This is a genomic window from Phycisphaeraceae bacterium (assembly GCA_019636555.1).
In the GTDB taxonomy this organism is placed as follows: Bacteria; Planctomycetota; Phycisphaerae; order Phycisphaerales; family UBA1924; genus JAFEBO01.
Genome location: JAHBXH010000001.1, coordinates 2,577,522 through 2,602,876 on the forward strand (window position 1 = coordinate 2,577,522; position 25,355 = coordinate 2,602,876).

The window sequence follows — 25,355 nt, forward strand, 5'->3', positions numbered from 1 at the left end:
CCGGATGTGTAGCCGTCAGTCGCCTTTAGTCAGGAACCACTTCATGCGTCAGAAACTCGTCGTCCTTTCGCTGCTTGCTCCCGTCCTGAATCTGGCGCCATGTTTCGCCTCGCTCGAGCCGCCCGCGCCCGCTGACACCCCGGCACCGGCGGCCCCCCAGGCCGAGAGCCTTCCTGACGCCAAGGCGATCATGGAGAAGTACCTCGACGCATTAGGAGGCGTGGATCGTCTCAAGAAAATCAAGTCACGCCAGATCACGATGAATCTGGAGATGCCCGCGCAGGGATTGAAGGGCGTGGTGCACCTGTACCAGATGCCTCCGGCGATGGCGTACTCGGAAACCGAGATCGCACAGATCGGAAAAATCCTTCAAGGCTCCGACGGCGACACCGTCTGGGAATCCAATGTCATGATGGGCACACGCATCCTGAAGGGCGCCGAGCGGGCCGCGTTTCTTCGCGGCATGCGATTCAACGCCGACTACGACTACGAGGATCTCTTCAAATCGATGAAGACCGTCGGCGTCGAGAATATCGCCGGCCGCCCCGCGTACGCGGTCGAAGTCGTGAACCAAGACGACACCAAGGAAACCCGACTGTTTGACAAGGAGAGCGGCCTGCTGGTCGGCTTGCGCACGACGACGACCTCGCAGATGGGTGAGATCAAAAGTGAAACCGTCTTTTCTGATTACCGGGACGTGCAAGGCACCAAGGTGCCGTTCAAGTTTGTGGTCAAGGCAATGCAGACCGAGATGGTGACCACGATCGAGAAGATCGAACTCGATGCGCCCATTCCTGCCGCACGTTTCGATCTTCCCGACGACGTGAAGGCGTTGCTGGCCAATCAGGAGACCAAACCCGCCGCAGATTCGAAGAATCCGCAGGCTCCTGACGAAATGAAGTAAGCGTTCGAATCCCCCTCGAGTTTGCCTTCGGCCCGTTCGAGTTCTGCTTGACCCCCGCTCCTTCCAATCCGGTTGATACCGCGCACGCTCCGGGTTCGTCACATCCTGACGAATCGGCGTTGCTCGCGCGCTTGAAGGCGGGCGATGGCGGCGCGTACGAGCAGGTCGTTCGTGAAATGGGCGGCCGCATGCTCGCGGTTGCCCGCCGAATCCTTGTCGATGAGAATGAGTCGCAAGATGCCGTACAGGATGCGTTCGTTTCGGCTTTCCGCAACATCGACAAATTTGCGGGCAATTCTCAGATCGCCACCTGGCTCCACCGGATCACGGTCAACGCGTGTCTGATGCGTCTACGAAAAAAGAGACGCCAGGATGAAGTCTCGCTCGATTCCCTGCTACCCGCCTTTGGCGCCGATGGCTACCCCGCGCACGCCGCCGGAACCTGGCGAAAACCGGTCACGGGGGAAGAACTCGCGGAGACTCGGGAACGGATCCGTACGGCGATTTCAAAACTCCCGGAGCACTACCGCATCGTGCTGGTGCTCCGCGACATCGAAGCGATGGATACAGCGCAGACCGCGGAGCTTCTCGAAACGACAGAAGCGGCGGTCAAGATCCGTTTGCACCGTGCTCGTCAGGCACTGCGCGAATTGCTCGATAACACCCTTCGGGAAGGGCTCAACTAGGAGGAGTTTTCCTTTGGCAGGCGGCGTTCCACGAGAATTCGGAGATTTGGTCGCGCGGCTCGAAGCCGGCGGCTCGCTCAATTGCCGCGACTGCAGTGAATTCCTCATGGCGTATCTCGATAATGAGATGGGCCAGGAAATCCGAGCTCGATTCGAAACGCATCTTTCGAACTGCTGCTCGTGTCGCAATTACGTGGACACGTATCGACAGACCGTAAAACTGGCTCAGGAGGCCTGTTGCCCCAAGGCAAACCCTCAGTTAGGCAAATGCCCACCGGAATTGGTTGCGGCAATTTTGGCCTCGCTGGGCAGGCCTCAGCAGGAACGCCAATAGCCCGCTGCCCCCCGGGGGTGGGAGGCGAGATTTCACGCAAACCCCTCGAACTGAATTCGATCAACTGAAGGTCCGATTGTGTCGATCCTTTCCGGGCGAGACGCTGGGTGTCAGGATGCAGGCGCAAAACGGGGACCAAAACTCGAAACGCCGCTGCGAAGCGCTAGCGAGCGACCGATCTCTTTCGGCGTTGATCTCGGCATTGGCCGCCGCGGCCAACGCCCCCATCGCGGGACTCTCAGTGTCAAGCGGCGGTCGGCTCCATTGCGGTCCCGTCACGGGCTTGGAAGGCGGCTGGCGGTCAACCAAGAGTGCGCTTTGCGCGAGGGTTATTCGCCAACGCAAATCGATCACCACCTCCTCAATGACCCTCACCGGGCCGGCGGGCGACAAAGTCCTCCACGGCCGCGCTCGCGCCCGCAGCTACCTTGGAATTCCGGTCGACACCGATTCGTTCGGTGTCGTGTGCGCGTTTGTTGCTGACACTCGCGCCCGAAAATGGAAAGCTTCGGAGATCTCGGCGGTCGAGCGAATCGCGGGCTCGCTCTCCTCGCAAATCGGAACGACCTCGGCGTTGATTCGGCACAATCCTGCCGGCGAACTGCTCGACCCGGATGAGTTCATCGAGTGCACCTCGCGCCTTGCACGCGTCGGAACCTGGTCGCTGGATGCGGCGTCCGGTGAAGTCCGGTGGTCCGACGAGGTCAAGCGAATACACGAAGTACCGCTCGACTTCGACCCAAGCAGCCTGAACGAGGCGGCCGATTTCTACCCCGGCGAAGCCGGAGTGACCATTCGCGCGCTCGTCGCTCGCGCACTCGAGCGGGGCGAAGGCTACGAAATCGAATTGCCGTTGATCACCGCACGCGGCCGCCGGATCTGGGTCCGATCGATCTGCATTTGTGTCGTCCACAACGGAAAGTGCACCGCCCTGCGCGGCGTCTTTCAGGACATCACAGCCCGCAGAGTGGCCGAAGAGAGATACCGCCTTCTCGCCGAATCAACCGACGACCTCGTGACTCTGACCGAACGCTGCGGAATGCCGATCTACGTGAGTCCTTCCGTCGAGCGCGCACTCGGATGGACATCCGACGAGCTCTCCCATTCTTCCTGGAAATCGTGCTTCCTCTCGGACGATCACGAGGCGTTCCAGCGGATACAACAGAGAACTCTGGCGGGAGATCGCGCCCACGCACGACTGCGGGCCAAAACGAAGAGCGGGGGGTTCGTCTGGCTCGACGTCCGTGCGGCGCCGGTTGCCGGAGCTCGCGGCGAGATCGAGCACATCGCGTGGGCCTGCCGCGACGCAACGCAGCAGATTTTCGTTGAAGACTGGCAGCGTGAGCGCATCGGAATCCTTGAAATGCTGCTCACCGGCGCGCCGCTTCAAGCGACCTTTGACCGGCTCGTCCGATCCATCGAAGCGATCAAGCCCGGCGCACTGGCATCCATTCTCCTCGCCGAAGAGCGCGAAGGACAGATCGTGCTGCGCGATGCGGCCGGGGCGTCGCTTGCGCTTGAATACCGCGCAGCTTCGGACGGCTTGCTTGCCGGGCCGACCGCCGGAAGCTGCGGCGTCGCGGCCCACGAGCGACGTCGAGTCATCTCGGCCGATCTCTGGAGCGATCCGAATTGGGAGCCGCCCCGAGATTTGCTGAAGAAACTAGGTCTTCGTTCCTGCTGGTCGGAGCCGTTCTTCGCTTCCGACGGAACGGTGCTCGGTACGTTCGCGATCTACGGAACCAAACCCGGCGCGCCGGACGAGCCCGAGATTCACCTCATCTCCGAAGCCGCCAAGTTGTGCGCGCTCGCGATCGAACGGTGCCGCTCGGACGAGGCCATCCGCGCCGGCGTGTGCGATCTCGCCTCCGCACGCGACGCCCTCGAAGCGCACGGGCGCGAGTTGCTGCGAAGAAACGAAGAACTCGCCAATTCGATTTCCGAATCCGAACGGCTGCGCCGGCAAGCGGAGCTTGATTCGATCGTCGCCCAGGAGCTGCGGCGTCGCGCCGATGAGGCCAATCGCGCCAAATCCGATTTTCTGGCAAACATGAGCCACGAGATCCGGACACCCATGACCTCGATTCTCGGATTCGCGGATCTGCTGGCCGACTCAGAGACGCGCCCGGAGAACAACGCCGAGTTCGTGCGCGCCATCCATCGCAACGCCGAGCACCTGCTCACCGTCATCAACGACATCCTGGACATCTCCAAGATCGAATCGGGCCGGGTCTCCATCGAACGCATCGAGTGCTCTCCCACCACGATCATCCACGACGTGGCGAGCCTCATGACGGGACCGGCTGCCGAAAAGGGCATCGGGCTCGAATTCGCATTCGCCGATTCCGTTCCGCCAACCGTTGTGACCGACCCGACTCGCCTGCGCCAGATCGCCATCAACCTGGTTGGGAACGCGATCAAGTTCACCGAAAAAGGCCGCGTGCGCGTCCTCCTTGAGTACGAGCCGGACGCGATGCTTCCGCCGCTCGGCGCATTAATCTTGAGAGTCCAGGACACCGGCATCGGGCTCTCAACCGAGCAGCTCTCCGGGCTGTTCGAAGCGTTTTCGCAGGCCGATCCGTCGACCACACGCAAGTTCGGCGGTTCGGGCCTCGGCCTTGCTATCAGCAGGCGGCTCGCCCGGCTTCTTGGCGGCGATATCTCCGCGACCTCGACGCCCGGCCGCGGCTCGGAATTTGTCGCACGGCTGAAGTGCAGAATCGCCGAAGCCAACCACTCCATCGAACAGGGAATCGGCTCGCCCAACCCGCCCGCTACGCAGGCGATCAGCGGACGAATTCTCCTTGCCGAAGATGGTCCGGACAATCAGCGCCTGATTGTTCATCTGCTTCAGCAGGCCGGCGCGGAAGTCGAGACCGTAACGAACGGGAATCTCTGCATCAAGCGTTGTTTCGAGCGGGTCAACGCGGGCAATCCCTACGACCTCATTCTGATGGACATGCAGATGCCCGTGAAGGATGGTTACGAAACGACACGCGAGATCCGCGCCGCCGGATATACACGACCGATCGTCGCACTGACCGCCAACATCCTGACCGAGCAGCGGCGCCGGGCGATCGAGAGCGGCTGCAACGACATGATCGAGAAGCCGATCGATCGGCAGCGTTTCCTCAGGGTGTGTCGCGAATGGATGTCCGTTTCTCAAACCGAATCGCGCGCCGCTGCTTGACGATCGCTCAACGACCGCAATCCACTTCAAAGGCGCGAGAATCACTCCCGCCCTCTCCGACCCGGAAAGTCACGGTGCGGCCGCACTTCGGACACCGCGCGAAATATCCGGTGCCCTCGCGATTCCGGTAGACACGCACATAGGTCGGACCGCATCGGAAGAGCACTTGCAGGAATGGCCTTCGGTGGGGACCGGTTCTCTCACCCGAGTTCTCTTGAATGTCCAGGCTTTCGGAGTTCACGCAGCGGTGTATCGGCAATCGGCGGCGTCGCCGCTCTTCGGGACCTTTGCCCCCACAAAATCCAAACGATCTTTGCGCAGACTTGATATTGCCCGCTGTCGCTAGTATAGTGAATGATAACTTTCTCATGGGACGGAGTATCCCAAACCGCGTTCATTCACGAGCGGACTCTGACCCGGACGAATAGTCTTGTTCGGAACGCACATTTCCGGATTTCATGACGCTCGCCATTTCACCCAGCTCACTGACGATTCTCCCCGACCCACCGGCACCGCCGACCGGGATTGGGCTCATTGCCGGTGCCGGGCTTCTTCCAGTCAAGATTGCCCAGGGCCTGCGGGCGCAGGGCCACCGCGTTCACGGTCTCGGTCTCTCAAGCCAATACGACCCTCAGTTGCCCCGCCTGTGCGAAACCTTTGCCGAAGTCGGCGTGCTGCGCCTGGGCAGCTGGGGCCGCATCCTGAGAGACTGGGGCGTCCGCCACGCGATCATGGTCGGCCGGGTGGACAAAGCCAAACTGATGCACGATCCGTGGCGGATCTTCCGCAATATCCCGGATACGCGCACCGTCCGGCTTTGGCTGCAACGGCTTCGCCACGACAAGCGCTCACACATGGTGCTCCGCGGCGTTGCCGAAGAGCTCCACCGCTTCGGCGTCTCACTCCTCGATTCGACGATGCCGATCCCGGACGAACTCGCCCACATCGGCGTTCTGACGCGCACCCAGCCGACCGCCGAGCAGCGCGCCGACATCGACTTCGTCTGGCCGATGATGTCCGAATTGCTCCGCTTCGATATCGGTCAATCCGTCGCGATCCGCGAGCGTGATGTAATCGCGGTCGAAGCTGTCGAAGGAACCGACCGCATGATCGAGCGCGTGGCACGCCTCTGCCGCGCCCGGGGCTGGACGCTCTGCAAGGGCGCCCGCGCCGGACACGACCGGCGCAGCGACGTCCCGACCATCGGCGCGACGACCATCGAGAAGATGGCCGCGGCAGGCGCCGGCTGTCTCGCGCTCGCCGCGGGCGACGTCATCATGCTCGAGAAAGAGCGCGTAATCGATCTCGCCGATGAACTCGGCATCTCGATCGTCGGCGTTCCTTCGATCGTCTGATCCGCTCCGCCCAACAATCCGGCGTGGACCCCGACTGCCCCTATGTCAGCCGCGGCGGACTGAAACTCGCGCACGCGCTGCGAGAATTCTCCTTCGACGTTTCCGGCCTGCGCTGCGCCGACTTTGGTTGTTCGACGGGCGGCTTCACAGATTGTCTGCTGCAACACGGCGCGAAGTCGATCGTCTCGATCGACACGGGCTACGGCCAACTCGCGTGGAAACTCAGACAAGATCCACGCGTCATCGTCCGCGAGCGCGCCAACGCGCTCCATCTCGCGCCGCCGCCCCAACCCGAGATCGATCTCGTCGTCGCCGATCTCGGATGGACGAAGCAGAAGCTTCTGGTTCCCGTCGCGCTCAAGTGGCTCACCCCCGGCGGCCTCATCATCACGCTGATCAAGCCCCACTACGAGCAGGATCGCGCAAGCCGCGAGAACGTCGTTCTCGAGAAGCCGCATGCGTACGAGATCGCGCAACGCGTCGCGGGCGAAATGCCCGCGCTCGGCGCCTCGGTTCTTGCGATGACAGAGTCTCCCGTGCTGGGCGGGGCAAAGAGCGGCTCAAAATCAAAGGGCACAGGGAATACCGAGTGGCTCGCGCTGCTCAAACCGTCGGCGCCGGCGACTGCCACCCCTCCACCTCGTCCGCAGGGTTGAGTTCTTTCCACAGCCGCTCCAGCAGCGCATTCAAGTTCGTCCGCGCCGCGCCCGAAATCGCGATGACGTCGCGATCGAGCCTCAACTCCAGTTCGCGACAAATCCGCTTGATGATCTTCTCCCGTTCCGACTTGTCCGGAATCAGGTCGATCTTGTTGAGCACCACCAGCTCGCGCTTGTCATAGAGCGCCTGCGAATGCTGGCGCAGCTCCTCACGGATCATGCGGTAGTTTTCAACCGGATCCGAACCATCGATGGGCTCGACATCCAGCAGATGCACGAGCACACGCGTCCGCTCGACGTGCCTGAGAAACTCAAGCCCGAGCCCGGCTCCCTGCGCCGCGCCCTCGATCAGCCCCGGGATATCCGCGATCACGATCCGGCGTTGCGAATCTACTTCCGCAATGCCGAGCTGCGGGCTCAGCGTCGTAAACGGGTAATCAGCAATCTTCGGATTCGCCTTCGTCAGCGCCGCCAGCAGCGTCGATTTTCCCGCGTTCGGCTTGCCCAGCAGCCCGACGTCCGCGATCAGCTTGAGTTCAAGCCGCAGATTGAAGAGCTCTCCCTTTTCTCCCGGCGTCGCCTCTCGCGGCGCCTGATACGTCGAGCTCTTGAAGTGTTCGTTTCCAAACCCGCCCTTACCGCCGCGCGCGATCGTCACGCGCTCGCCCCGCTGAATGTCGTGAATCAGATCTCCCGTGTCGTTGTTGAAGACCAGCGTCCCCGGAGGCACGCGCAGAATCAGATCCTTCCCGTCCGCTCCATGGCACTGCTTCGCTCCACCGTTCTCGCCGGGCTGAGCCTCGTACCGGTGGTGGAAACGGAAATCAAAGAGCGTGGACAGACCTTCCTCGCAAACGAAGATCACCGAGCCGCCCGTGCCGGCGTCGCCGCCGCTCGGGCCGCCTTTGGGAATGAACTTCTCGCGCCGGAACGAGATGTGCCCGTTGCCGCCGTCTCCGGCCTTCACAGTAATTAGTGCGGTATCGACAAACACAGGCCAAGCGTAAGAGCCCGCGCCGCGCGAACCAAATCGGTTTTCAGGCCAATCGCAGGCCGACCTCAGGCCGCCCGCAAGTATCTGCCCGAGCCCAGCGACTTCAGCAACCGCTCGCGATCCCCCAATCGCGCAAAGCTCGTGATCGCAATCGCCATCCGCACCGGCCCCGGCTCGCTCGCATCCTGCCAGACCACATTTCCAAAGACAATCACGCTCCGCTCCGCCCCCGCCACGTTCTCGATCGGCCCCCGACCCGCCGGCAGCGTGATCTGCATCGTCACACGCGAGCCCGGTTTCACCGCTTCGTCCAGCTCAAATCGAATCCCACCCTCCGAAATGTCGTACGCGTGCCCCTCGAGAGGCCGTCCATTCCCATCTGTTTCGCGCACGCACACCGGCGTGTACATGGGCTGGAGCGTGAAACGCTCAAAGCGGCGGCGATTGATGGCGTTCATGTTTGCCTCCTGTATCCGCGCCGGGGAATGGCGCGCCTCGCTTCCCGCTTATCGCCCTTTGCGCTCCCCGGCTTCATGCCGAGAACCAATTCCGCACGTCTCATAAGCCAACGCAAAACTGCGCCCTCATATCCTGCGAAGAGGCTTCCAACTCGGTGACTCCCGTTTCCGCCAACTCCGATCCGCGCACCGCCGCGCCCCGCTGCGAAACCTGCGGCTACGAGCTCGCCTCAGTCCTCGAAAGTTCGGGACCTTCCGCCGCCTGCCCCGAGTGCGGGATTCCCTGCTGGCAAAGCTCCCCCGCGCTGCGGCCCGGCACACCCTGGCAACAAAGACTCCGCCTCACTTCCTTCTGGCTCACCTGCTGGTTGATTGCCTCGCGTACGGCCGCGCTCTTCCGCGCGATGGAAGCCTCCGGCCGCCGCGCCTGGTCGCTCCTCACTCTCCAGTCGATCATCGCCGCGATCGCCTTCCTCTCTCCCTGGAGCGGAGTCTTCGTCGCCGATCCGGTTCGCCAGATGCAGTTCGCACGTTCGCTCTCCCGCGTGATTCAGATCGTGGGAGTGGTTATCGCTCAGATCCTCGTCCTCGCGGCGGTGCTCGGCGCCGCCAGTGTTCTTCTCTCGTTACTGCTCCGCGCCTACGCCCGCGCTCGCGGCTGGCATGTTTCCCGTGCCACAGCCCTCTCCATCGCCGCGCACGCCGCGCTCGGCTGGACCATCGTCGCCGGCGTTGTCTGGACTCTCCTCACGGCGTGGTTTATCACCACGCTCATCATCTCGTCGACCGGAAACCCAAGCGCTGCACGCGCACTCGGAGACGCCTCGGGCTGGGTCGCGGCGGCCGGCGGTCGATACGGCTTGCTCCCGCTCCCCATCCTCGTGCTCGGCGCAGGCGGCATCCTCGTTTCCCGCATTAGTCTCACCGCGCTCCATTCCTGCCGCTTCGCCAACAGTCCGGCCACGCTGCGCTTCTTCGAGGTAGTTCCCTCGGAGCCTCCAAAATAGGATTCGCTCTGGGACATTCCTCCCCGCCAACCGATGCACTCCTCTGCGAGCGCTGCGGCTACGAACTCTCCGATCTCGCGCCGGAATCGATCTGTCCCGAATGCGCCGCGCCGATCGCGGATTCGCTGCCTTCAAGCAGGCCGGGCACGGCATGGCAACGGGCTTGGCGCAAGGGCTGGTTGGGCCTGCCGCTTGCATGGGTTCTCTCCACCGCCGGCGGCTTGCTTGCGCCCTCGCGCCAGTTGCGCAGGGCTTCGATTGTTCCGGACGGTTCGCGCGTCCTGCTGACCATCAACATCACGATCGCGGCGGCGCTCCTCACGCTGCAGAGCGTGAAAACCATCACCGCCATGATCGTCGCATTTTGGCCTATCACATTGATACAGTCGCCCGCGGTGATGCTCGGGCCGACCTGGATGCCGACGGCATTGATCCTGGTGTTCTTCCTCTGGTCTCTTCTGATCGGGTTGCTCACTCGGATCGAGCGCATCGGCATTCACTTCTATTCGCGCCGCCGTTCCTGGCGAATCGATCCCGTGCTCTCGCTCGTCGGCACCGCACACGCTTCCGGCGCCTGGATCGGCGCTGCGCTCGCCGCCCGCTTGCTTCCGCTTGCGCTCGAATCGCTCGCAAACAGCTTGCCCGCTGCAATCTCGATCCATCTCGCCGCTGTGCGGCTCATGGCCGCGCCGCTCGGTTTCATCGCCGGCATGATCTGGTTTGAAATGGCGACCTATTTTGGCCTGCGCGCCTGCCGCTACGGCAATCACCCCGGTGTACGCATCCAGAGCGCATAACATCACCGCGGACGCCCGAAGGGATTCGGCGATGCGTCCCGTGAGCGGGAATCCATGGATGCCGTTGACACACATCTGACCCGAGCTCCGGGGAAGGAGCCCGGAGCGAAGTCAAAGTCGCCTCTGGACGACCTCGGAACACCCCAGCCGACGCCCGACCAGGTCGTCGCGGGCGCCGACGTCGATTCGAGCCCGCGCGCCCGTTCCGATGATCCAACCGAACTCCCCCTCGACTCCGGACGCCCCGCAGTGGACGAGCGCAGCATGGTCCACGTGCTGCGCCACCGGCACTTTCGCATCTTCTGGCTCGCGGCGTTCGGCTCCTTCGTCGGCAACTGGTTCGAGTTCATCGGCACACAGTGGATCGTCGCCGACAAGACGCGCGACACCACGTGGCTCGCCACGCTCGGCGCCGCCCAGTTGCTCCCGACTCTCTTTCTCGGACTCCTCGGAGGCATCGTCGCCGACCGCGTCAACCGCAAGAAACTGTTGATGGCCACGCAGCTCGCGATGATGCTGATCGCAATCGCGTTCTTCGTGGTCGTGCGCTGGCACGTCCCGATCGCTCTTTGGTTTGGCGGCGACGAAGCCCACGCAAACGATTTCCTGCTCTATTCCTTTCTCCTGCTCGCATCGCTCCAGGGCGTCACCATCGCCTTCAACCAGCCCGCCTGGCAGGTCATGATCCCGCGCCTCGTGCCGCGCGATGAACTCGTCCGCGCCATCACCCTCCAGGGAATCTCCTTCAACACCGCCCGCGCGATCGGCCCCGCCATCGCCGGCGCGCTCCTCGCCTGGCTCGGCGGCGAGTGGCTCTTCCTCGTCAACGCCGTCAGCTACATCGGCGTCATGCTCGCGGTCACCACCACGCCCGACGCGCCAGCGCCCGTCCAGAGCGGACGCATCCGCGATCTCTCCGTCATCATCACCGACGTCAAACAAGCCTGCGCCTTCATGTTCACGCAGCGCGGCCCGCGCGCCGCCCTCCTCGCGCTCATGGTCTTCTCCGTCTTCGGAACACCCGTGCTCCGGTTCCTCCCTCTCTTCGTCAGCCAGGTCTATCACCTGAAAGAAGAAACCTTCGGCCTGCTCACCGGCGTGATGGGCGTCGGCGCAGTCGTCGGCGGCCTGGCGATGCGCTACGTGCCGGTCTGGTACCCCAAGCACCACTTCATCCCCATCTCCGTCTTCTTCGGTGGCCTGTCGATCCTCGCGTTCTCGATTGCGACCAACGTCTGGGTCGCCGGGTTCTGCATGTTCTTCGTCGGCATCTTCTGGATGTGGTCGTTCAACTCGTCCATGTCCGCGCTCCAGTTGCTCGTCGAAGATTCGCTCCGTGGCCGCGTCATGGCCGTCTGCAACATGATCTCCCTCGGCTTCATGCCGATCGGCCCCTACATCGCCAGCTTTGTCGGCGAGTGGTTCGCCGCCGGCTTGAAAGAGACCAGCCCCGATCTCTGGCACGACGGAATCGGCACGCAGGCCGGCATCGCCTTCACCGCGATCGTCCTGCTCGCCGCCGGAATCGTCATGACAATCTGGCGAACCCCCGAAGTCGACGGACTCAAACCCGGCGAGCCCGGGTACGACCGCGTTCCCGGCTTTTTCCGTGGACTCACCGCTCGGGCCCACCGCCCGCGCTGATCGGAACCAGCTCATGCTCGTGCGCAGCGCGAAAGACTCAGACTTCGAAGCGATCGCAACGCTCACCAACTACTTCATCCGCGAGACAACCATCCACTTCGGAACCACCGAAGCAACCGCCGCCGAACTGCGCGAGCAGTGGCATCGATCGCGCGACCGCTTTCCGTTCCTCGTCTGCGAGATCGACGGCCGCTTCGCCGGTTATTGCAAGGCCTACACCTGGCGCTCGCGCGAGGCATATCAATGGACCCCCGAGTGCGGCGTCTACGTCGAAGACTGGGCCCGCCGCCGCGGCGTGGCGCGCTCTCTCTATGAAAAACTCTTTGAGATCATGGCCAAGCAGGGCTTTCACTCCGTCATCGCCGGAATCGCCCTGCCCAATGAAGCCAGCGTCAAGTTCCACGAGTCGATTGGATTCGAGGCGATCGGCATCGCTCGCCAAGCCGGATGGAAGATGGGCAAATGGGTTGATGTCGGATTCTGGCAGCGCTTCCTGCAGCCCATCAACGCCGCTCCCTCGTCGCTTCGTCTTCCAAGCTAGATCGCCGTCATGTGGTGCATGGGTCGATGAACCACTCCACGGATGCGGATTTCCCGGCTACACCAATGTTTTTTCTCTTCTCCCTGTCTTCTTCCGTGGTGCTCTGTGGTTCTCCGTGTTGAACCTCTCTTCTCCAGCACCCGTAAACTTCCGCACATGCAACCCCGCCGCCCCACTCATCAGGTCACCATCGGAGATTCCCGCGTCGGCTTCATCAAGATCGGAGGCGGCCTCCCCGACCGCACCGGAAGACCCACGGTCCTCGCGCCGGTCAGCGTCCAGACCATGACCTCCGGCTACACACACGAAATCGACAAGTGCGTCGCCGAAATCCAGAAGCTCTCGAGCGCGGGCGCCGACATCGTCCGTGTCGCCGTCCCCGAAAAGAAAGACACCGAAGCGCTGAAGGAAATCATCCCGCAGGTCAACGTCCCAATCGTCGCCGACGTTCACTTCCACTTCCAGCGCGCGCTCGAAGCGGTCGAAGCCGGCGTCCACAAGATCCGCCTCAACCCCGGCAACATCACCGACCGTGCGCAGGTCATCGACGTGATTCAGGCCTGCAAAGCACGCAAGCTCCCCATCCGCGTCGGCGTCAACGAGGGCTCGATCATCGAGCGCAAGGACAAGCAAAAACGCCAGAAGGAACTCGGGGCCGTCTTCAGCGAGCACAAGCACGGCTACCTGCTCGCGATCATGATCGCCAAGCTCGAGGAATACCTCGACATCTTCTACGAGCAGGATTTCCACGACATCGTCATCAGCGCCAAGTCGATGGACGCCTCGCTCGTCATCGACGCCTACACCGAAATCTCCAAGCGCTTCGATCACCCGCTCCACCTCGGTGTCACCCACGCGGGGCCGAAAGAAACCGGCACCATCCGCTCCGTCGTCGCGCTCGGAGGCATGCTCATCAACGGCATCGGTGACACGATCCGTATCTCCTACGCCAACGACCCGATCTACGAAGTGCAGGACGGCCTTGAGCTCCTCTACTGCCTCGGCCTGCGCGAACGCATCGGCGTCGATCTCATCGCCTGCCCCACCTGCGGGCGCATCCAGGTCGATCTCTTCACGCTCATCCAGGATGTCCGCAAAGCGCTCGCCGAAAAAGTCACGGTCCCGATGAAAGTCGCCGTCATGGGCTGCATCGTCAACGGCCCCGGTGAAGCCGAAGGCGCGGACGTCGCTGTCTTCGCCGGCGACCGCCGCGGCATCATCTACGTCCAGGGCGAGCGCGTTGCGAACGTCACCGAAGAAGAAATCCTCCCGCGCCTGCTCCAGGAGTGCCTGCAATTCCAGGAGCTCGTCCAGCAAGGCAAAGCCAAACTCGGCGACAAGAAAGTCTCCATCGTCCCTCCCGATCCGATGGGCGAACTCGGCAGCGGCTGGGAAAAAATGGCCGCCGAAAAAATCCACGGCAAACCGCAGAATCAATCACATCCGGCGAAACTCACGGTTAGTCGTTCCTAACAACCGGGGATGACGACGCCCCAATCTGTGTGTACCGCCGCTCGCAATTCATTGATTGCGTTTCAGTCTGGCCGCACCGCCGCGCCGTCTCATTGCAATGCCCGGTTCGCAACGAATGAAATCTCGAACTCGAAGACCTTGCGCTGCGATGACGCAGGGGGTTATTCCGCGCCCGGCCTTTGTCTTTGTCCTCCCCTTTTGCCCAACGAGGGAGGTGTCATCGCGAAGGCTCTGCGCCGCGATGACGGAGGGGGTTCCGAACAATCCGCCGCAGCATCGCGATCTCGCATGTTTCAAGTACCACGACCATGACAAGTTCTTTCCAAAAGTTCCGACTCGCCGCCTGCCACCTCATGGGCCGCCCGATCGCGTGGCCTTGCCGCTTCACCTTCGGCCCCGAAAACCCCGCGTTCAACCCCGCTCCCGAAGCGATCGCCGAACGGTCGCGCGAGCTCGTTGCGAATCCCAAGCCTCTCGCGCGCCCCGTCATCGTCTTCAGCGGCTATCGCGTCCCCGGAATCTTCGGCGGACAACTCGCAACCAACATCGCCCGCCTTACGAGCGGCAACACCGCCGACTTTCGCATGTTCGCCTACCCGTTCTCAGGCGATATCGAGCCGCTGGTCAACCGGCTCGCCCGAATCATCGGTGATGAATTCGGAACGGACGCATCGGGCGAGCACACCGCGCCGGTCGATGTCGTCGGCATCAGCATGGGCGGAATCCTCGGGCGACTCGCCGCGGCACGCACGCGATCTCGCCCGAAGGGCGTGCCGCGCGTCGATGTCCGGCGCCTCTTCACGATCGGAACTCCCCACAGAGGGGCGCGCCTCGCTCTGAAGATTCATGTCGATCGCGCCGCGACCGACATGCAGCCGAATTCACAATTCCTCGCCCGACTCGACGAGCACAGCAAGCACGACGACTTCGAACTCATCCCCTACGCGACCCTCAACGACATCACCGTCGGCTCGTCCAATTGCAGTCCGCACGGGACTCATCCGATCTGGGTCCGCGGCACGCGCCTCTTCGCGCACACCACGGTGACGATGCATCCCGCGATCGCGCTCGATATCGCACTGCGATTGCGTGGCGATCCGCCGCTCGGCGCGGCCTCGCCGATTCCAGATCATTAGATCATGCCGCCAATCGCTGGCGCAGGCGATGCAGCGCTTTCTGGTCAATTCTCGACGCGGCCTTCGCCGCAGCTCGCTCGAACACCGACGGGCAGAGCAGGAGCGAAACCGGCGACGTCCCGTTGCTCTCGTCCGCCAGTTGCTTCAGGAGCCTCCGATCCGCCTTCGTCAGTTTCAGCCCGTTGCACATCGAAACCAGAATCGCAGAAGAGGCGGCAGACCTTGTCCGACGCGACGAAACCCATCGCAGCACGAAGATGATGAGCGCCGCGAGTGCGATCGCCGCAAGCGTCCAAGGCGCGATCGTTCCCAAGCCGATCCCTCCCGACGCGCTCGCGCTCTGCGGCAAACCGACCAGCGTTGGGGGAGAAAGCGGCTGATTCACGCGGCATTCCCCACCAGCGGCCCTTCGCCGCGCACCCGGGGCTCGCCCGACCGCATGAGCGCCATCTTCGCACGCATCCGTACGCGCGGCTCGAGATCGGTCAGCGCGAGCGCACGCAGTCTCGCCATCATGTTCGGCCAGAGTTTCATCTCGCGAAGCGTTCTGCCCGGCAGCGTTCGATCCGCCACCCATGCGCCCGCCAGCCGGTGCTGCGGCCGCGAATCTTCCAGCATCTTCAGCAGCTGCTCGCCGATGATGCTCTCGCGCGAACCGACTTCGCTCGCTCGGATACCGATCAATTCAAGCCCGCGAACCGCGGAGCCTCGCACGCGATGCCACGAGTCTTCCTTGAATTCAAGGAGCGTCGACGCCGCCTCGTTTGTGTTCGAGTCGATCCCGTCGCGTGCGCGGATCGCGAGCGCATCGAGCGCATTGGCGCGAACGCGCTGATCCGAAAACGCCGACGACTCCTTGAGAAGCCGCAGCGGCTCTTCCCCCGGAAATTCGCGGAGCGTCGCGACGGCGGTGGCCAGGCTCCGCGCCGGCGCCGCCGAAGACATCGGCTCGCGCAGCATTCTCCTGATCTCCGCGAGCACCGGATCGCGCAATTCGATCACGACTCCCAGCTTCCGCGCCAGTTGCAGCGCGAGCGAGCGCGATTCCTCGCTCTGTGAAAGCATGGCGCGCAGCCGCTCCAGAACCCACGCGCGATCCGATTCGAGAGCACGCCGATACGCGACGCGCGATGCCGCGCCGAGAGCCGTGCCGAGCGATCCCCCATCGCACAGCAGTTCCAGATCGGTTATCGCCAGCCGTCGTACCTGTTCGTGGGGCGACTTCGCCAGAATCCGCAGCCGCGCACGCTCCTGCTCGACCCGCTCCGCGCCCGGCGAGCGCGAAGCGTCCGGAATCGCCGCGAACGATGCTCGAAGCGCCGCCGATCGGGCCACGTCCTGGCACGCATCAAGGCAGAAATCACCGAGCATCCGGCTCGAGCACGCGATCGAAGCTCCGAGCCGAACCGTCGGCTCCGGGTCGCTCAAGAGCGGCTCGCAAACTCCATCGCGCGCGCCCGCCGCCATCCCGAGCCCTCTCGAGATCGCCGCGACGCCGACACGCCCTTCGATCGACAATCGCTCCGTAACTTCCGGCGAAGGAAACAGCCCCGCCTTCGCAACGGCTTTCGCCCCGCGCTCGCTCTGCCTGAACTTCGCGAGGCGCGACGGATTCAGCATCAGGTGCCACGCGGAATAGAGCGCCTCGTGCTCGTCGAGCGTGCGGGCCGCAAGCACGCGATCCGCCGCGGCACCCGTGACCGCAGTGGTTCCCAGCCACTGCCAGGCGCGAAGCCTCGACAGCGGCGAAGCATCTCTCCTCAAAAGCCCGCGCAGGAACGAATGCGACGACTGTTCGCGATCCGTGATCCAGCGTGCGAGTTGCGCTCCGCCCACCGGACCCGAGCCCCGAACCACGCACGGGTCGAGCAGCAGCAGAGCACCCCACAGCACCCCTTCCCGTCGATGGGTTGCAAGGCCCCGGACCGCCATCGCTAGATCGGCACAGATTCGTTCTCTATCCGCGATGCTCCACTGGGCCCTGACGCGCGACGCCTCTTCATGCTCGCCGACATTCGCGTGATCCGTCCACGCCGCCAACGCCGGATCGCTGGCAACGAGCGCCAGAAAGCACAGAGCCCTTTCCGCGCCGGCCGCGACCTGTTCATCCTGGTCGGCCAGAAGCTCGCAGGCGATTCCTCCAAGTCCCGGATCGCCTGCACCGCGCGCAAGCTCCGCAACCGAACGCCGAGTGGTCGGATTCTGATCCGTCGCGAGCGTTCCAGTGACTTTGCTCCAGCGTCCTTTGCCCGCGACGGCCGCCAGCGCTCGAACCTCGGCCGGCAGATGGGACCAGACCCGGACAATCGCGCCAAGCGCCCGGTCGGGGTCCCTCCGCGAAGGCCTGGACAGCCCGCGAAAAAGACTTTGAATCCCGCGACTCAGGGCCGAACCGGAAGGCTGAGTCTCCGAATAGTCGGTCGCACATTCCACCAGCGCGAGGCCGAGCGAAACAGCTTCGGCGGGCGAGGCGGAAGGAATGGCGTCGGACAGGACCGCGACCTTCGTATCGACAGGCAGCCGCTGGAGTTGCGCGAGCGGGCGGAGGTTCTGTCGGGGCGGGCTTGACACGGCCTTTATGCTCGAGATTTGTTGCGGGTTTCGTTCGTAACTTTGGAGCGGGGGCCTCGCAAGATCTAGTATCGGTCTGCACCAATTCTCAAGATGTAGGGATCAGGGCTTGACAGACCGGTTATTTTTAAGCGAGTGTTAATGTTCAAACGACCGATCGTCCAAGAATCGGCCGAATCCGGTCTTTTTCGTGCAAGACCCCGATTGGTATTTGAAAGCATCCGGGACTCAAAGCCATGGAAGCGCACAGCAAATGAATCTTCAGCCAAAACTCCACGGCCTTCAGGCGTTTCAAACCACCATTTATGGGAGGGCGCTTCATCCAGAATTGTTCCAACTCAAGGGAAGACGGGTCCTCAAGCACGCCGGGCTCGAACTCGAAGCGTGGCTGATGCCCGGCGGTCATCTTCTCAGACTCCAAACCGGAATGAGCTGCATCTGCGAACTTCTGCTCGATCAGGAAAAATCGCCGCCGGATGGCGGAATCGTCCATTCGTTTGTTTGTGCCGGCGAGCACGATTTCGAACGCTCTTTCGAGTCCGCGCGGATCCACTACATCCACAGCATCCAGACCGAAACGCTCTCGGAAACGCTTTTCGACGCGACCCTCGATGAGATGCGCCAGCACGCCAAGGAAATGCAGTCGCTCGTGTACGAGTGGACCGACGCCACCGGCCGGTGCCTGACCGCAGTGGACATGCAGCGCCACGCCAAAGAATTGCACGCCCAGAGTTACCACCTTCTCGCCACCGGCGGCATGGTGGTCCGCACGCAAACCATCTTCGAAGCGATCTGATCAATCGTCGCACGACAAGCCGGGATCTCGCGGATCCGCTTCGGATGTGCCCGACACTTGAGGTGGACGTTGCGTTTGCCTTGCGGTGTAGTTGCATCAACAATCCACCGTGACCCGCAAGTCGATTTCGAGTAGAATTCGAATTACCCGGCCCCGCTGAGGGCCGCGGTGTGCTTTCGGCGGGCTCTTCTTCCCGCCGGTCTCGGGTCAATAGCACCCAATCTCACACTGCTCGCTCTCCTCGGGGCTCAGGCCTTTGAGTTTGTACCTCCCACTACAGTTCAGACACAATTGCAAGCCCAGACGGGCCGGAAAGTCTCCATGAACCCCGCTTCCACGACAAACCCGGAATCAGCCAAATCCCCGGAGGGTGCCAAGCCCGAGTCGGGAGAAAAGAGCCGCTATCGCGCGACGCTCAATCTCCCGCAAACCAGTTTTCCCATGAAGGCGAATCTGGTGCAGAACGAGCCCGCGACGCTGAAGCGCTGGGAGAAGATCAAGCTCTACGACAAGGTGCGTGCCGCCCGCGCGGGCAAGCCGAAGTACAACTTCCACGACGGCCCGCCGTACGCCAACGGTTCGATCCATCTCGGCCATTTGATGAACAAAGTGCTGAAGGATCTCGTTGTGCGCTCGCGCACGATGCAGGGCTTCGATTGTCCGTACGTGCCGGGTTGGGATTGCCACGGCCTGCCCATCGAACACAAGGTGATGACCGAGCTTGTCGAATCGAAGAAGATCGACAAGCTGCTGACACTCACCGACGATCAGCGCCGCATCGCCGTTCGTCGCGAGTGCCAGAAGCACGCCGAGAAATACCAGAAGCTGCACACGCAGCAGATGACCCGGCTGCTCACGCTCGCCGACTACGAGCATCCGTACTTGACGATGAAGCCCGAGTACGAAGCGGGCGTCCTCGAAGTGCTGGCGGATCTGCTCGAGCACGGACTTGTGTATCGCGCACTCAAGCCCGTCCACTGGTCGATCGCGAACGAAACCGCGCTCGCCGAGGCCGAGCTCGAATACATGGATCGAGAAGATCTCTCCGTCTACGTGGATTTCGAAGCCGCGGACCCGGACAAGGTCTACGACGCTTTCGGCCTTCCGCCCCACGACGAAGAAGATCAGGAATCAACCAAGGCAGAACCCGGCAAGCGCCCCGGCCAGCGCCCCAGTTTCACGATCTGGACGACCACGCCCTGGACGCTCCCCGCCAACCTCGCGATCGCGGTCAATCCTGATTTCGAATACGCGCTCGTTTTCGTGGACGGCAACGTCACCGTCATGGCAAAGGACCTTGTCGAGAAAGTCACGAAAGCGGCAAAGAGCGAAGAAGTGATGGTGCTCGCGACGACGCCCGGCGCCAAGCTCGTTGGTCTCCGCTACCGCCATCCGTTCATCGATCTCGCGAGGCAGGAGGGTGTCGCCTCACCGGCCTTTGACGCGCGCGGCGCGAAGAACAACTCGGTCTTCTCGCTCATGGGCGCCGATTACGTCACGCTCGAAGACGGCACCGGCCTGGTGCACACCGCGCCCGGCCACGGCGCCGAAGACTTCCAGACCGGACAGCGCGAAGGTCTCCCGGTCTACTGCCCAGTGACGCACAACGGCAAGTACGACGCGACCGCGCCGCAGTGGCTGCGCGGCCAATCGATCTGGGACGCCAACCAGAAAATCGCCGATCACCTGCGCGACAGCGGACATCTTTTCTACAGCCACAAGTTCACGCACAGCTACCCGCACGATTGGCGCAGCAAGACTCCCGTCATCTTCCGCTGCACCGAGCAGTGGTTCATCGGTGTCGAACGCAGTTTCGCAGCGTCCCCCGGCGCTCCATCCAAGACGCTGCGCCAGTCTTCGCTCGATGCAACCGCGAAGGACGTCGCGTTTGTCCCCGAATGGGGCCGCAACCGCATGCGCGGCATGCTCGAGTCGCGCCCCGACTGGTGCATCAGCCGCCAGCGTGCGTGGGGCCTGGGCATCCCGAGCTTCCTGACCCCGGATGGCAAGAGCGTCATGACCGCCGCGATCGCGCGCGCCGTCGCAAGCGTCGTGCGCGCCAAGGGCTCCGATGCGTGGTTCCAGTTGAGCCCATCGGAACTTCTCGCTTCGTACGACGCATCGAAAGACTCCGATCTTCCGACTGAAAGCTCCCGGTACTTCACGACGCAGGACACAGGACAACCCGACCCAGGACTCAAAAAAGGCAACGACATCCTCGACGTCTGGTTCGAATCGGGCTCGTCGTGGAACGCGGTGCTGCGCGAGCGGAAGCTCGGCTACCCCGCCGATCTCTATCTCGAGGGTTCCGATCAGCACCGGGGCTGGTTCCAGGTTTCGCTGCTCACGGGCCTCGGCGTCACAGGTGTGCCGCCGTTCAAGACCGTGCTCACGCACGGATTCATGGTCGATAAGGACGGCCGCAAACTCAGCAAGAGCAGCGGCGACACCGTCGAGAATCTCTTCGAAGAGTTCGGCGTCGATGTGCTGCGCTGGTGGGTGAGTTCGCTCGCCTACGAAAACGACGTCAAGGTCGACAAATCGTTCTTCGCCGGCGCGGGCGAGAGCTACCGCAAGGTGCGCAACACGCTGCGCTTCCTCTTGAGCAACGTAAGCGACTATGTGCACGACAACGATGCGCTCAAGGCACTGCGCAGCGCCTCGATCAATGCGTGGGTCCTCGCGGAGTTCGACGCGCTGTCGAGCGAGGTTCTCAAGTCGTATGAATCGTTCGACTTTCGCGGCGCGCACCTCAAGCTCTTTGACTTCTGCAACGACACACTTTCCGCGCTCTACCTCGCGGCGGTGAAGGATCGTCTCTACTGCGACGCGAAGGATTCACCCCGCCGTCGCGAAACGCAGGCGACAATCTATGCATTGACAGATGGCTTGTGCCGCCTGCTCGCGCCGATCCTTTGCCACACGGCGGATGAGGCTTTCCGCGCGCTGCGCGGCGCGAAGAGTGACGACGTGTGCGTGCACCTCGAAGAGAATCTGCCGGAACTCGGCGTGATCGCGCACGAACACTGGTACAAGGTTTTCCAGGCGCGGAGCGCGGCGATGCTCGCGATCGAGAAGGCGAAGGCCGAACTCGGTGTTGAGAATCCGCTTGACATGGGCGTCACGCTCCCCGATGGTGACGGCGCGCTCGGCGCGTTCGACCCGGTCGATCTCGCGGATCTGCTTGGAGTGAGCCGCGTGAAACTCGACAAGGACGCGGCGGCGCCGACCGTGCAGGATCTTCGAAACGAGCCGCGCTGCGAGCGTTCGTGGAAGCGCGACGGCACGGTGAAGCAGCGCTCCGACGGGGGCATGTTGTCTGATCGCGATGCCGCGGCGATCGGAGTTCAATAGGTTCGCGCGGAAGACATCGGATCAGGCGCCGGACAAGCCTTTTCGGATCGTCGGTCCGGCGTGACCGGAAACCTGTCCCTTGCCCGGATTGGCGCCGCCCTTTTGAGCGCGGGTGTCCCACGGCGCGGGCTGTTTGAGCGCATCGCTCATTTCGATGATCTGTGGACGGCCGGGGGGCGTCGGTTTCTTCTTTGGCGCAGGGTCTTTCTTGGGCGTGCTCATGCCGTAGTTTATGGCATTTACGTGGGGGGCGCGCGGCGGCTTCTCTGTCGCGTCGGAACAACCGTCGCAAAAACGCAACACGCCCTTGAGTCGTGCGCCGGGCCATCCGATGTTGCGTTTCATGAACACGCCCGGGAAGATTCCGCCCTTTCATGATCAGCCCCACGGCGGGCGGCAGCCCTCGGATGACGGGAAGCACCCGTCTAGCGACGGCGCCGGTTTTCCTCGGAGTGTGACGCGCGCGGAGAGCGCATCGACGCAGGTTGACCGGCTTTCGGCGCTCGTGCACGAACTCGACAATCTGCTCGATGGCTCGCTGCGCTGCGTCAGCCTTGCGGCGCGCACGCTCGATCGCTCGATCGGGAGCGTCGGGCTCGCCGAGATCGAATCGGTGCGCAAGCAGCTCGAAACCGCGTCGAAAGCGCTCGAGCGCATGGCCGGAATGGTGCATGCCGCGATGCAGGGTCGCGCGATCCCGATCGGGACGGTGCTCGACGGGAGCACGCCGGCGGTGACTCTGGGCCAAGCGATCGAGCACGCGGCGGACGTGATGCGCCATGCCGCGGCGGAGCATCAGACAACGATTGAATTGCACATTGAGGAAACCGTTTCGCCCTGTCCATCGGGGCCGATCTATCCGGCGGTCTTGAACGCGCTCAAGAACGCGCTCGAGTCGATCGAAGCGGTCGGCGGAAAGGGGACGATTGCGGTGCATTGCCGCGCCGATCGACCGCCGCGGTCGCGCGGAAAGACTGCTTCGGAGTGGGTGTGCATCGAGATTTTGGATGACGGCTCGGGGATTCCGCGCGGGGTGACATCGGCCCGGCTCTTCGAGGCGGGATACACGACCAAGTCGGAAGGGCGGGGGATCGGGCTTGCGCTCAGCCGCAGCCTGGTGGAGCGGATGGGTGGGCACGCGGAGATCTCGCCGCGAGACGACCGATCGGATCATCGAAGACCCGGCGCGGTGCTGACGCTGCGCTTCCCTGTTCAATCTCAACAGAATCAACCGGCGCGGGACGACACGAACCGACGCAAGCGGGCCTGAGACCTCGGCACTTTCCCAGCGGCGCGCCCACAAGCGGGCAGAGCGGAACGAAGACCATGACCAACCGGCCCAGCGGCGACAACTCCAACGACGCGGCGAATGTCAATCCCCGGATCCTGATCGTGGACGACGACACGATCGTCGCGGAGTCGCTCGCGGAATTTCTGTCGCGCGATGGGTTCGATACGGCAACATGCCTCTCGGCGCCGGAAGCGCTTGCGACGCTCGAAAAGAGCGAAGAGCCGGATTCGAGGCCCTTTTCGCTCGCGCTGCTCGATGTGTCGCTTCCCGGCATGGGGGGAATGGATCTCTTGCGCGAGATCGTGAAGCGGAAGCTCGGCGCGGTGTGCATCATGCTGACCGGGTACGGCACGATCGAATCCGCGGTCGAGGCGCTGCGGATCGGCGCGAGCGACTACCTCATCAAGCCTGTCGTCGATTCCGAGCTGCGCATCAGCATCCAGCGGGCGCTGCGCCAGCGGACGCTGCTGCAGGAAAACCGCACGCTCCGCAAGCAGCTCGATCGCAGGCATGGGCTCGAGACGATTGTCGGCGCGGATCACCGGATGCGGAAGATCTACGAATTGATCGAGGCGGTCGCGCCGAGCCGCACCACCGTTCTGATGACCGGCGAATCCGGCACGGGAAAGAGCCTGATCGCGCACGCGATTCACAACGCGAGTCCGCGTTCATCACGCCCGTTTGTCGAACTTTCCTGCGGCAGCATCCCGGAAACGCTCCTCGAGAGCGAGCTTTTCGGGCATGTCAAGGGCGCGTTCACGGGAGCGCACGCGGACAAGATCGGGCGATTCCAGGCCGCGGATGGCGGCACGCTGTTTCTCGATGAAATCAACAGCGCGAGCCCGGGGATGCAATTGAAACTGCTGCGCGTGCTGCAGGAACGGAAGTTCGAGCCGGTCGGATCGACGAAGACCATCGAAGTCGATGCGCGGGTGATCCTGGCGAGCAACCAGCCGCTGGAACAACTCGTTGCGGATGGGCGGTTCCGGCAGGATCTCTACTACCGGATCAACGTTGTGAAGATCGAATTGCCCCCGCTGCGCGACCGGGTGAGCGATATCCCGCAGCTCGCGGAGCACTTTCTGCGGAAGCATGCCGCGGAACTTGGGAAGCAGGTTGTCGGGTTCGCGCCCGAGGCGATGAGCGCGATCCAGCGGTATTCATTTCCGGGCAACGTGCGCGAACTGGCGAACGTGGTGGAACGTGCGGCGGTGCTGTGCCGCCGTGCGACGATCGCGCTCGAAGACTTGCCGAGCAACGTGACGGGGCAGGAAGTTGTGAAGCCGATCGCTGTTTCGGGAGGCGCGGATGAGCCGTGGATTCCGATGACCCTGGAAGAGGCGCTCAAAGAACCGGAGCGGCAGATTCTTCAAAAGGCACTTCGGGCGAACAACTGGAACCGGCAGAAGACGGCGGAGCAGTTGGGCGTCAATCGAACAACGCTGTACAAACGGCTAAAGATGCTGGGGATGCAGCCCGAAGACGAGCGCGCGGCGTAGATGAATGCAGGTAAAGGTGGCATGAAGAAGCGGTGTCGCCGCTTCGCGGCTCCGGGTATTCCCTTGGGCGATTTCCTGGGGCTGACGCCCCAGGCTTCAAGCTTCCGCTGCTTCGCAGCTTGAAGAGAATTGCGGATCAATCAAAGCTGGAGCGGCGGTTCTTTTTGATCTCGCCCCGGCGTTTCTTGCTTTCGATGCGGCGTTCTTTGGAGCCGCGGCTCGGCCTGGTAGCGCGCCGGACTTTCGGCCGCTTCATCGCGAGGATGAGCAGTTCGCGCAGTCTTTCGAAGCAGGCATCGCGGTTGCGACCTTGCGATCGCTCCTGATCGCTGTCGATGAGCAGATCACCGGAGGGGGTGACCAGGTGCGACGCGGCGTGCTTGAGCCGCTCGGTTGCCTCGGGATGGATCGGGAGATCGCGGAGCGCGATGCGGAGCTGGCAGCGGGTCGCGCGCTTGTTGACGTTTTGGCCGCCGGGACCGGAGCTGCTTGAGAATGACAGTTCAACCACGCCCGGATCGACGCGCACACCGGGAGCGAGTTCGAGGCCGGGTTGGTTCTCATCGGAGAGCACGGGGACATTGTTCGCTCTTCAATGGGTGGAACAGAATTGACTCGCGCGAGCAGAATGGCTTGAACCGCAATCGAATGCGCGAAAGACGGGTG

General features: G+C 63.1%; 22 protein-coding genes. 16 read left to right on the top strand and 6 right to left on the bottom strand.

Translation table 11 applies throughout. From position 1 onward, the window contains the following. Positions 1-43: 43 nt before the first annotated feature. The 6 genes from KF691_11010 to KF691_11035 all read left to right on the top strand — a co-directional run bounded on the left by KF691_11010 (position 44) and on the right by KF691_11035 (position 7,125). A complete protein-coding gene (locus tag KF691_11010) occupies positions 44-904 on the top strand; it encodes a DUF620 domain-containing protein (GenBank protein ID MBX3389970.1) in 861 nt (286 codons plus the stop codon). A gap of 47 nt (positions 905-951) precedes the next feature. Next, positions 952-1,590, top strand: a complete 639-nt coding sequence (locus KF691_11015; GenBank protein ID MBX3389971.1) for a sigma-70 family RNA polymerase sigma factor — start codon at positions 952-954, stop codon at positions 1,588-1,590. A 13-nt stretch (positions 1,591-1,603) separates the two neighbouring features. Further along, a complete protein-coding gene (locus KF691_11020) occupies positions 1,604-1,924 on the top strand; it encodes a zf-HC2 domain-containing protein (protein ID MBX3389972.1) in 321 nt (106 codons plus the stop codon). Between the two features lie 364 nt (positions 1,925-2,288). Next, the gene (locus tag KF691_11025; GenBank protein ID MBX3389973.1) at positions 2,289-5,114 is read left to right on the top strand and encodes a response regulator; all 2,826 of its coding nucleotides are present in this window, start codon (positions 2,289-2,291) and stop codon (positions 5,112-5,114) included. 458 nt (positions 5,115-5,572) lie between these two features. Beyond that, complete coding sequence (lpxI, locus tag KF691_11030; protein ID MBX3389974.1) at positions 5,573-6,469, top strand: UDP-2,3-diacylglucosamine diphosphatase LpxI; 897 nt, start codon at positions 5,573-5,575, stop codon at positions 6,467-6,469. A gap of 23 nt (positions 6,470-6,492) precedes the next feature. Next, positions 6,493-7,125 (top strand): hypothetical protein, encoded by a 633-nt coding sequence (locus tag KF691_11035; GenBank protein MBX3389975.1) that lies wholly within the window; start codon positions 6,493-6,495, stop codon positions 7,123-7,125. On the opposite strand, the gene obgE is transcribed toward KF691_11035, so the two are convergent. Continuing rightward, the gene (gene obgE / locus KF691_11040; GenBank protein ID MBX3389976.1) at positions 7,073-8,122 is read right to left on the bottom strand and encodes a GTPase ObgE; all 1,050 of its coding nucleotides are present in this window, start codon (positions 8,120-8,122) and stop codon (positions 7,073-7,075) included. The genes KF691_11035 and obgE overlap by 53 nt on opposite strands. Before the next feature lie 65 nt (positions 8,123-8,187). Then, positions 8,188-8,580, bottom strand: coding sequence for a PilZ domain-containing protein (locus KF691_11045; protein ID MBX3389977.1), 393 nt, complete (start codon positions 8,578-8,580; stop codon positions 8,188-8,190). 155 nt (positions 8,581-8,735) lie between these two features. Between KF691_11045 and KF691_11050 the strand changes: the two genes are divergently transcribed. The 6 genes from KF691_11050 (at position 8,736) to KF691_11075 (ending at position 15,178) form a co-directional block, all read left to right on the top strand. Then, a complete protein-coding gene (locus tag KF691_11050) occupies positions 8,736-9,587 on the top strand; it encodes a hypothetical protein (protein MBX3389978.1) in 852 nt (283 codons plus the stop codon). A gap of 179 nt (positions 9,588-9,766) precedes the next feature. Continuing rightward, a complete protein-coding gene (locus tag KF691_11055; GenBank protein ID MBX3389979.1) occupies positions 9,767-10,384 on the top strand; it encodes a hypothetical protein in 618 nt (205 codons plus the stop codon). Between the two features lie 54 nt (positions 10,385-10,438). After that, a complete protein-coding gene (locus KF691_11060; GenBank protein MBX3389980.1) occupies positions 10,439-12,028 on the top strand; it encodes an MFS transporter in 1,590 nt (529 codons plus the stop codon). A gap of 13 nt (positions 12,029-12,041) precedes the next feature. Further along, positions 12,042-12,569: an N-acetyltransferase gene (locus tag KF691_11065; GenBank protein ID MBX3389981.1), complete on the top strand. Its 528-nt coding sequence runs from the start codon at positions 12,042-12,044 to the stop codon at positions 12,567-12,569. 156 nt (positions 12,570-12,725) lie between these two features. Continuing rightward, a complete protein-coding gene (ispG, locus tag KF691_11070) occupies positions 12,726-14,042 on the top strand; it encodes a flavodoxin-dependent (E)-4-hydroxy-3-methylbut-2-enyl-diphosphate synthase (protein MBX3389982.1) in 1,317 nt (438 codons plus the stop codon). 308 nt (positions 14,043-14,350) lie between these two features. Then, positions 14,351-15,178, top strand: coding sequence for a hypothetical protein (locus tag KF691_11075; GenBank protein ID MBX3389983.1), 828 nt, complete (start codon positions 14,351-14,353; stop codon positions 15,176-15,178). A 1-nt stretch (position 15,179) separates the two neighbouring features. On the opposite strand, the gene KF691_11080 is transcribed toward KF691_11075, so the two are convergent. Together KF691_11080 and KF691_11085 are read right to left on the bottom strand one after the other, a co-directional pair. Next, a complete protein-coding gene (locus KF691_11080) occupies positions 15,180-15,563 on the bottom strand; it encodes a hypothetical protein (GenBank protein MBX3389984.1) in 384 nt (127 codons plus the stop codon). Further along, the gene (locus KF691_11085) at positions 15,560-17,749 is read right to left on the bottom strand and encodes a hypothetical protein (GenBank protein MBX3389985.1); all 2,190 of its coding nucleotides are present in this window, start codon (positions 17,747-17,749) and stop codon (positions 15,560-15,562) included. Before KF691_11085 ends, KF691_11080 begins: the two co-directional genes overlap by 4 nt. Before the next feature lie 253 nt (positions 17,750-18,002). Here KF691_11085 and KF691_11090 point away from each other — a divergent pair, with 253 nt between their 5' ends. Further along, positions 18,003-18,545, top strand: a complete 543-nt coding sequence (locus KF691_11090; GenBank protein MBX3389986.1) for a DUF2617 family protein — start codon at positions 18,003-18,005, stop codon at positions 18,543-18,545. A 321-nt stretch (positions 18,546-18,866) separates the two neighbouring features. Continuing rightward, positions 18,867-21,899 carry an isoleucine--tRNA ligase gene (gene ileS, locus KF691_11095; GenBank protein ID MBX3389987.1) on the top strand — a complete coding sequence of 1,011 codons (3,033 nt, stop codon included), beginning with the start codon at positions 18,867-18,869 and terminating at the stop codon, positions 21,897-21,899. A gap of 21 nt (positions 21,900-21,920) precedes the next feature. Here the strand turns inward: ileS and KF691_11100 are convergent, their stop codons facing one another. Further along, positions 21,921-22,121, bottom strand: a complete 201-nt coding sequence (locus tag KF691_11100) for a hypothetical protein (GenBank protein ID MBX3389988.1) — start codon at positions 22,119-22,121, stop codon at positions 21,921-21,923. 121 nt (positions 22,122-22,242) lie between these two features. On the opposite strand from KF691_11100, the gene KF691_11105 reads away from it, so the two are divergent. Both KF691_11105 and KF691_11110 read left to right on the top strand, forming a co-directional pair. Then, positions 22,243-23,169 carry a HAMP domain-containing histidine kinase gene (locus tag KF691_11105; protein ID MBX3389989.1) on the top strand — a complete coding sequence of 309 codons (927 nt, stop codon included), beginning with the start codon at positions 22,243-22,245 and terminating at the stop codon, positions 23,167-23,169. Positions 23,170-23,225: 56 nt separating this feature from the next. Then, positions 23,226-24,689, top strand: coding sequence for a sigma-54-dependent Fis family transcriptional regulator (locus KF691_11110; protein MBX3389990.1), 1,464 nt, complete (start codon positions 23,226-23,228; stop codon positions 24,687-24,689). Between the two features lie 136 nt (positions 24,690-24,825). Here the strand turns inward: KF691_11110 and arfB are convergent, their stop codons facing one another. After that, positions 24,826-25,263 carry an aminoacyl-tRNA hydrolase gene (gene arfB / locus KF691_11115; GenBank protein MBX3389991.1) on the bottom strand — a complete coding sequence of 146 codons (438 nt, stop codon included), beginning with the start codon at positions 25,261-25,263 and terminating at the stop codon, positions 24,826-24,828. Between the last annotated feature and the right edge of the window lie 92 nt (positions 25,264-25,355).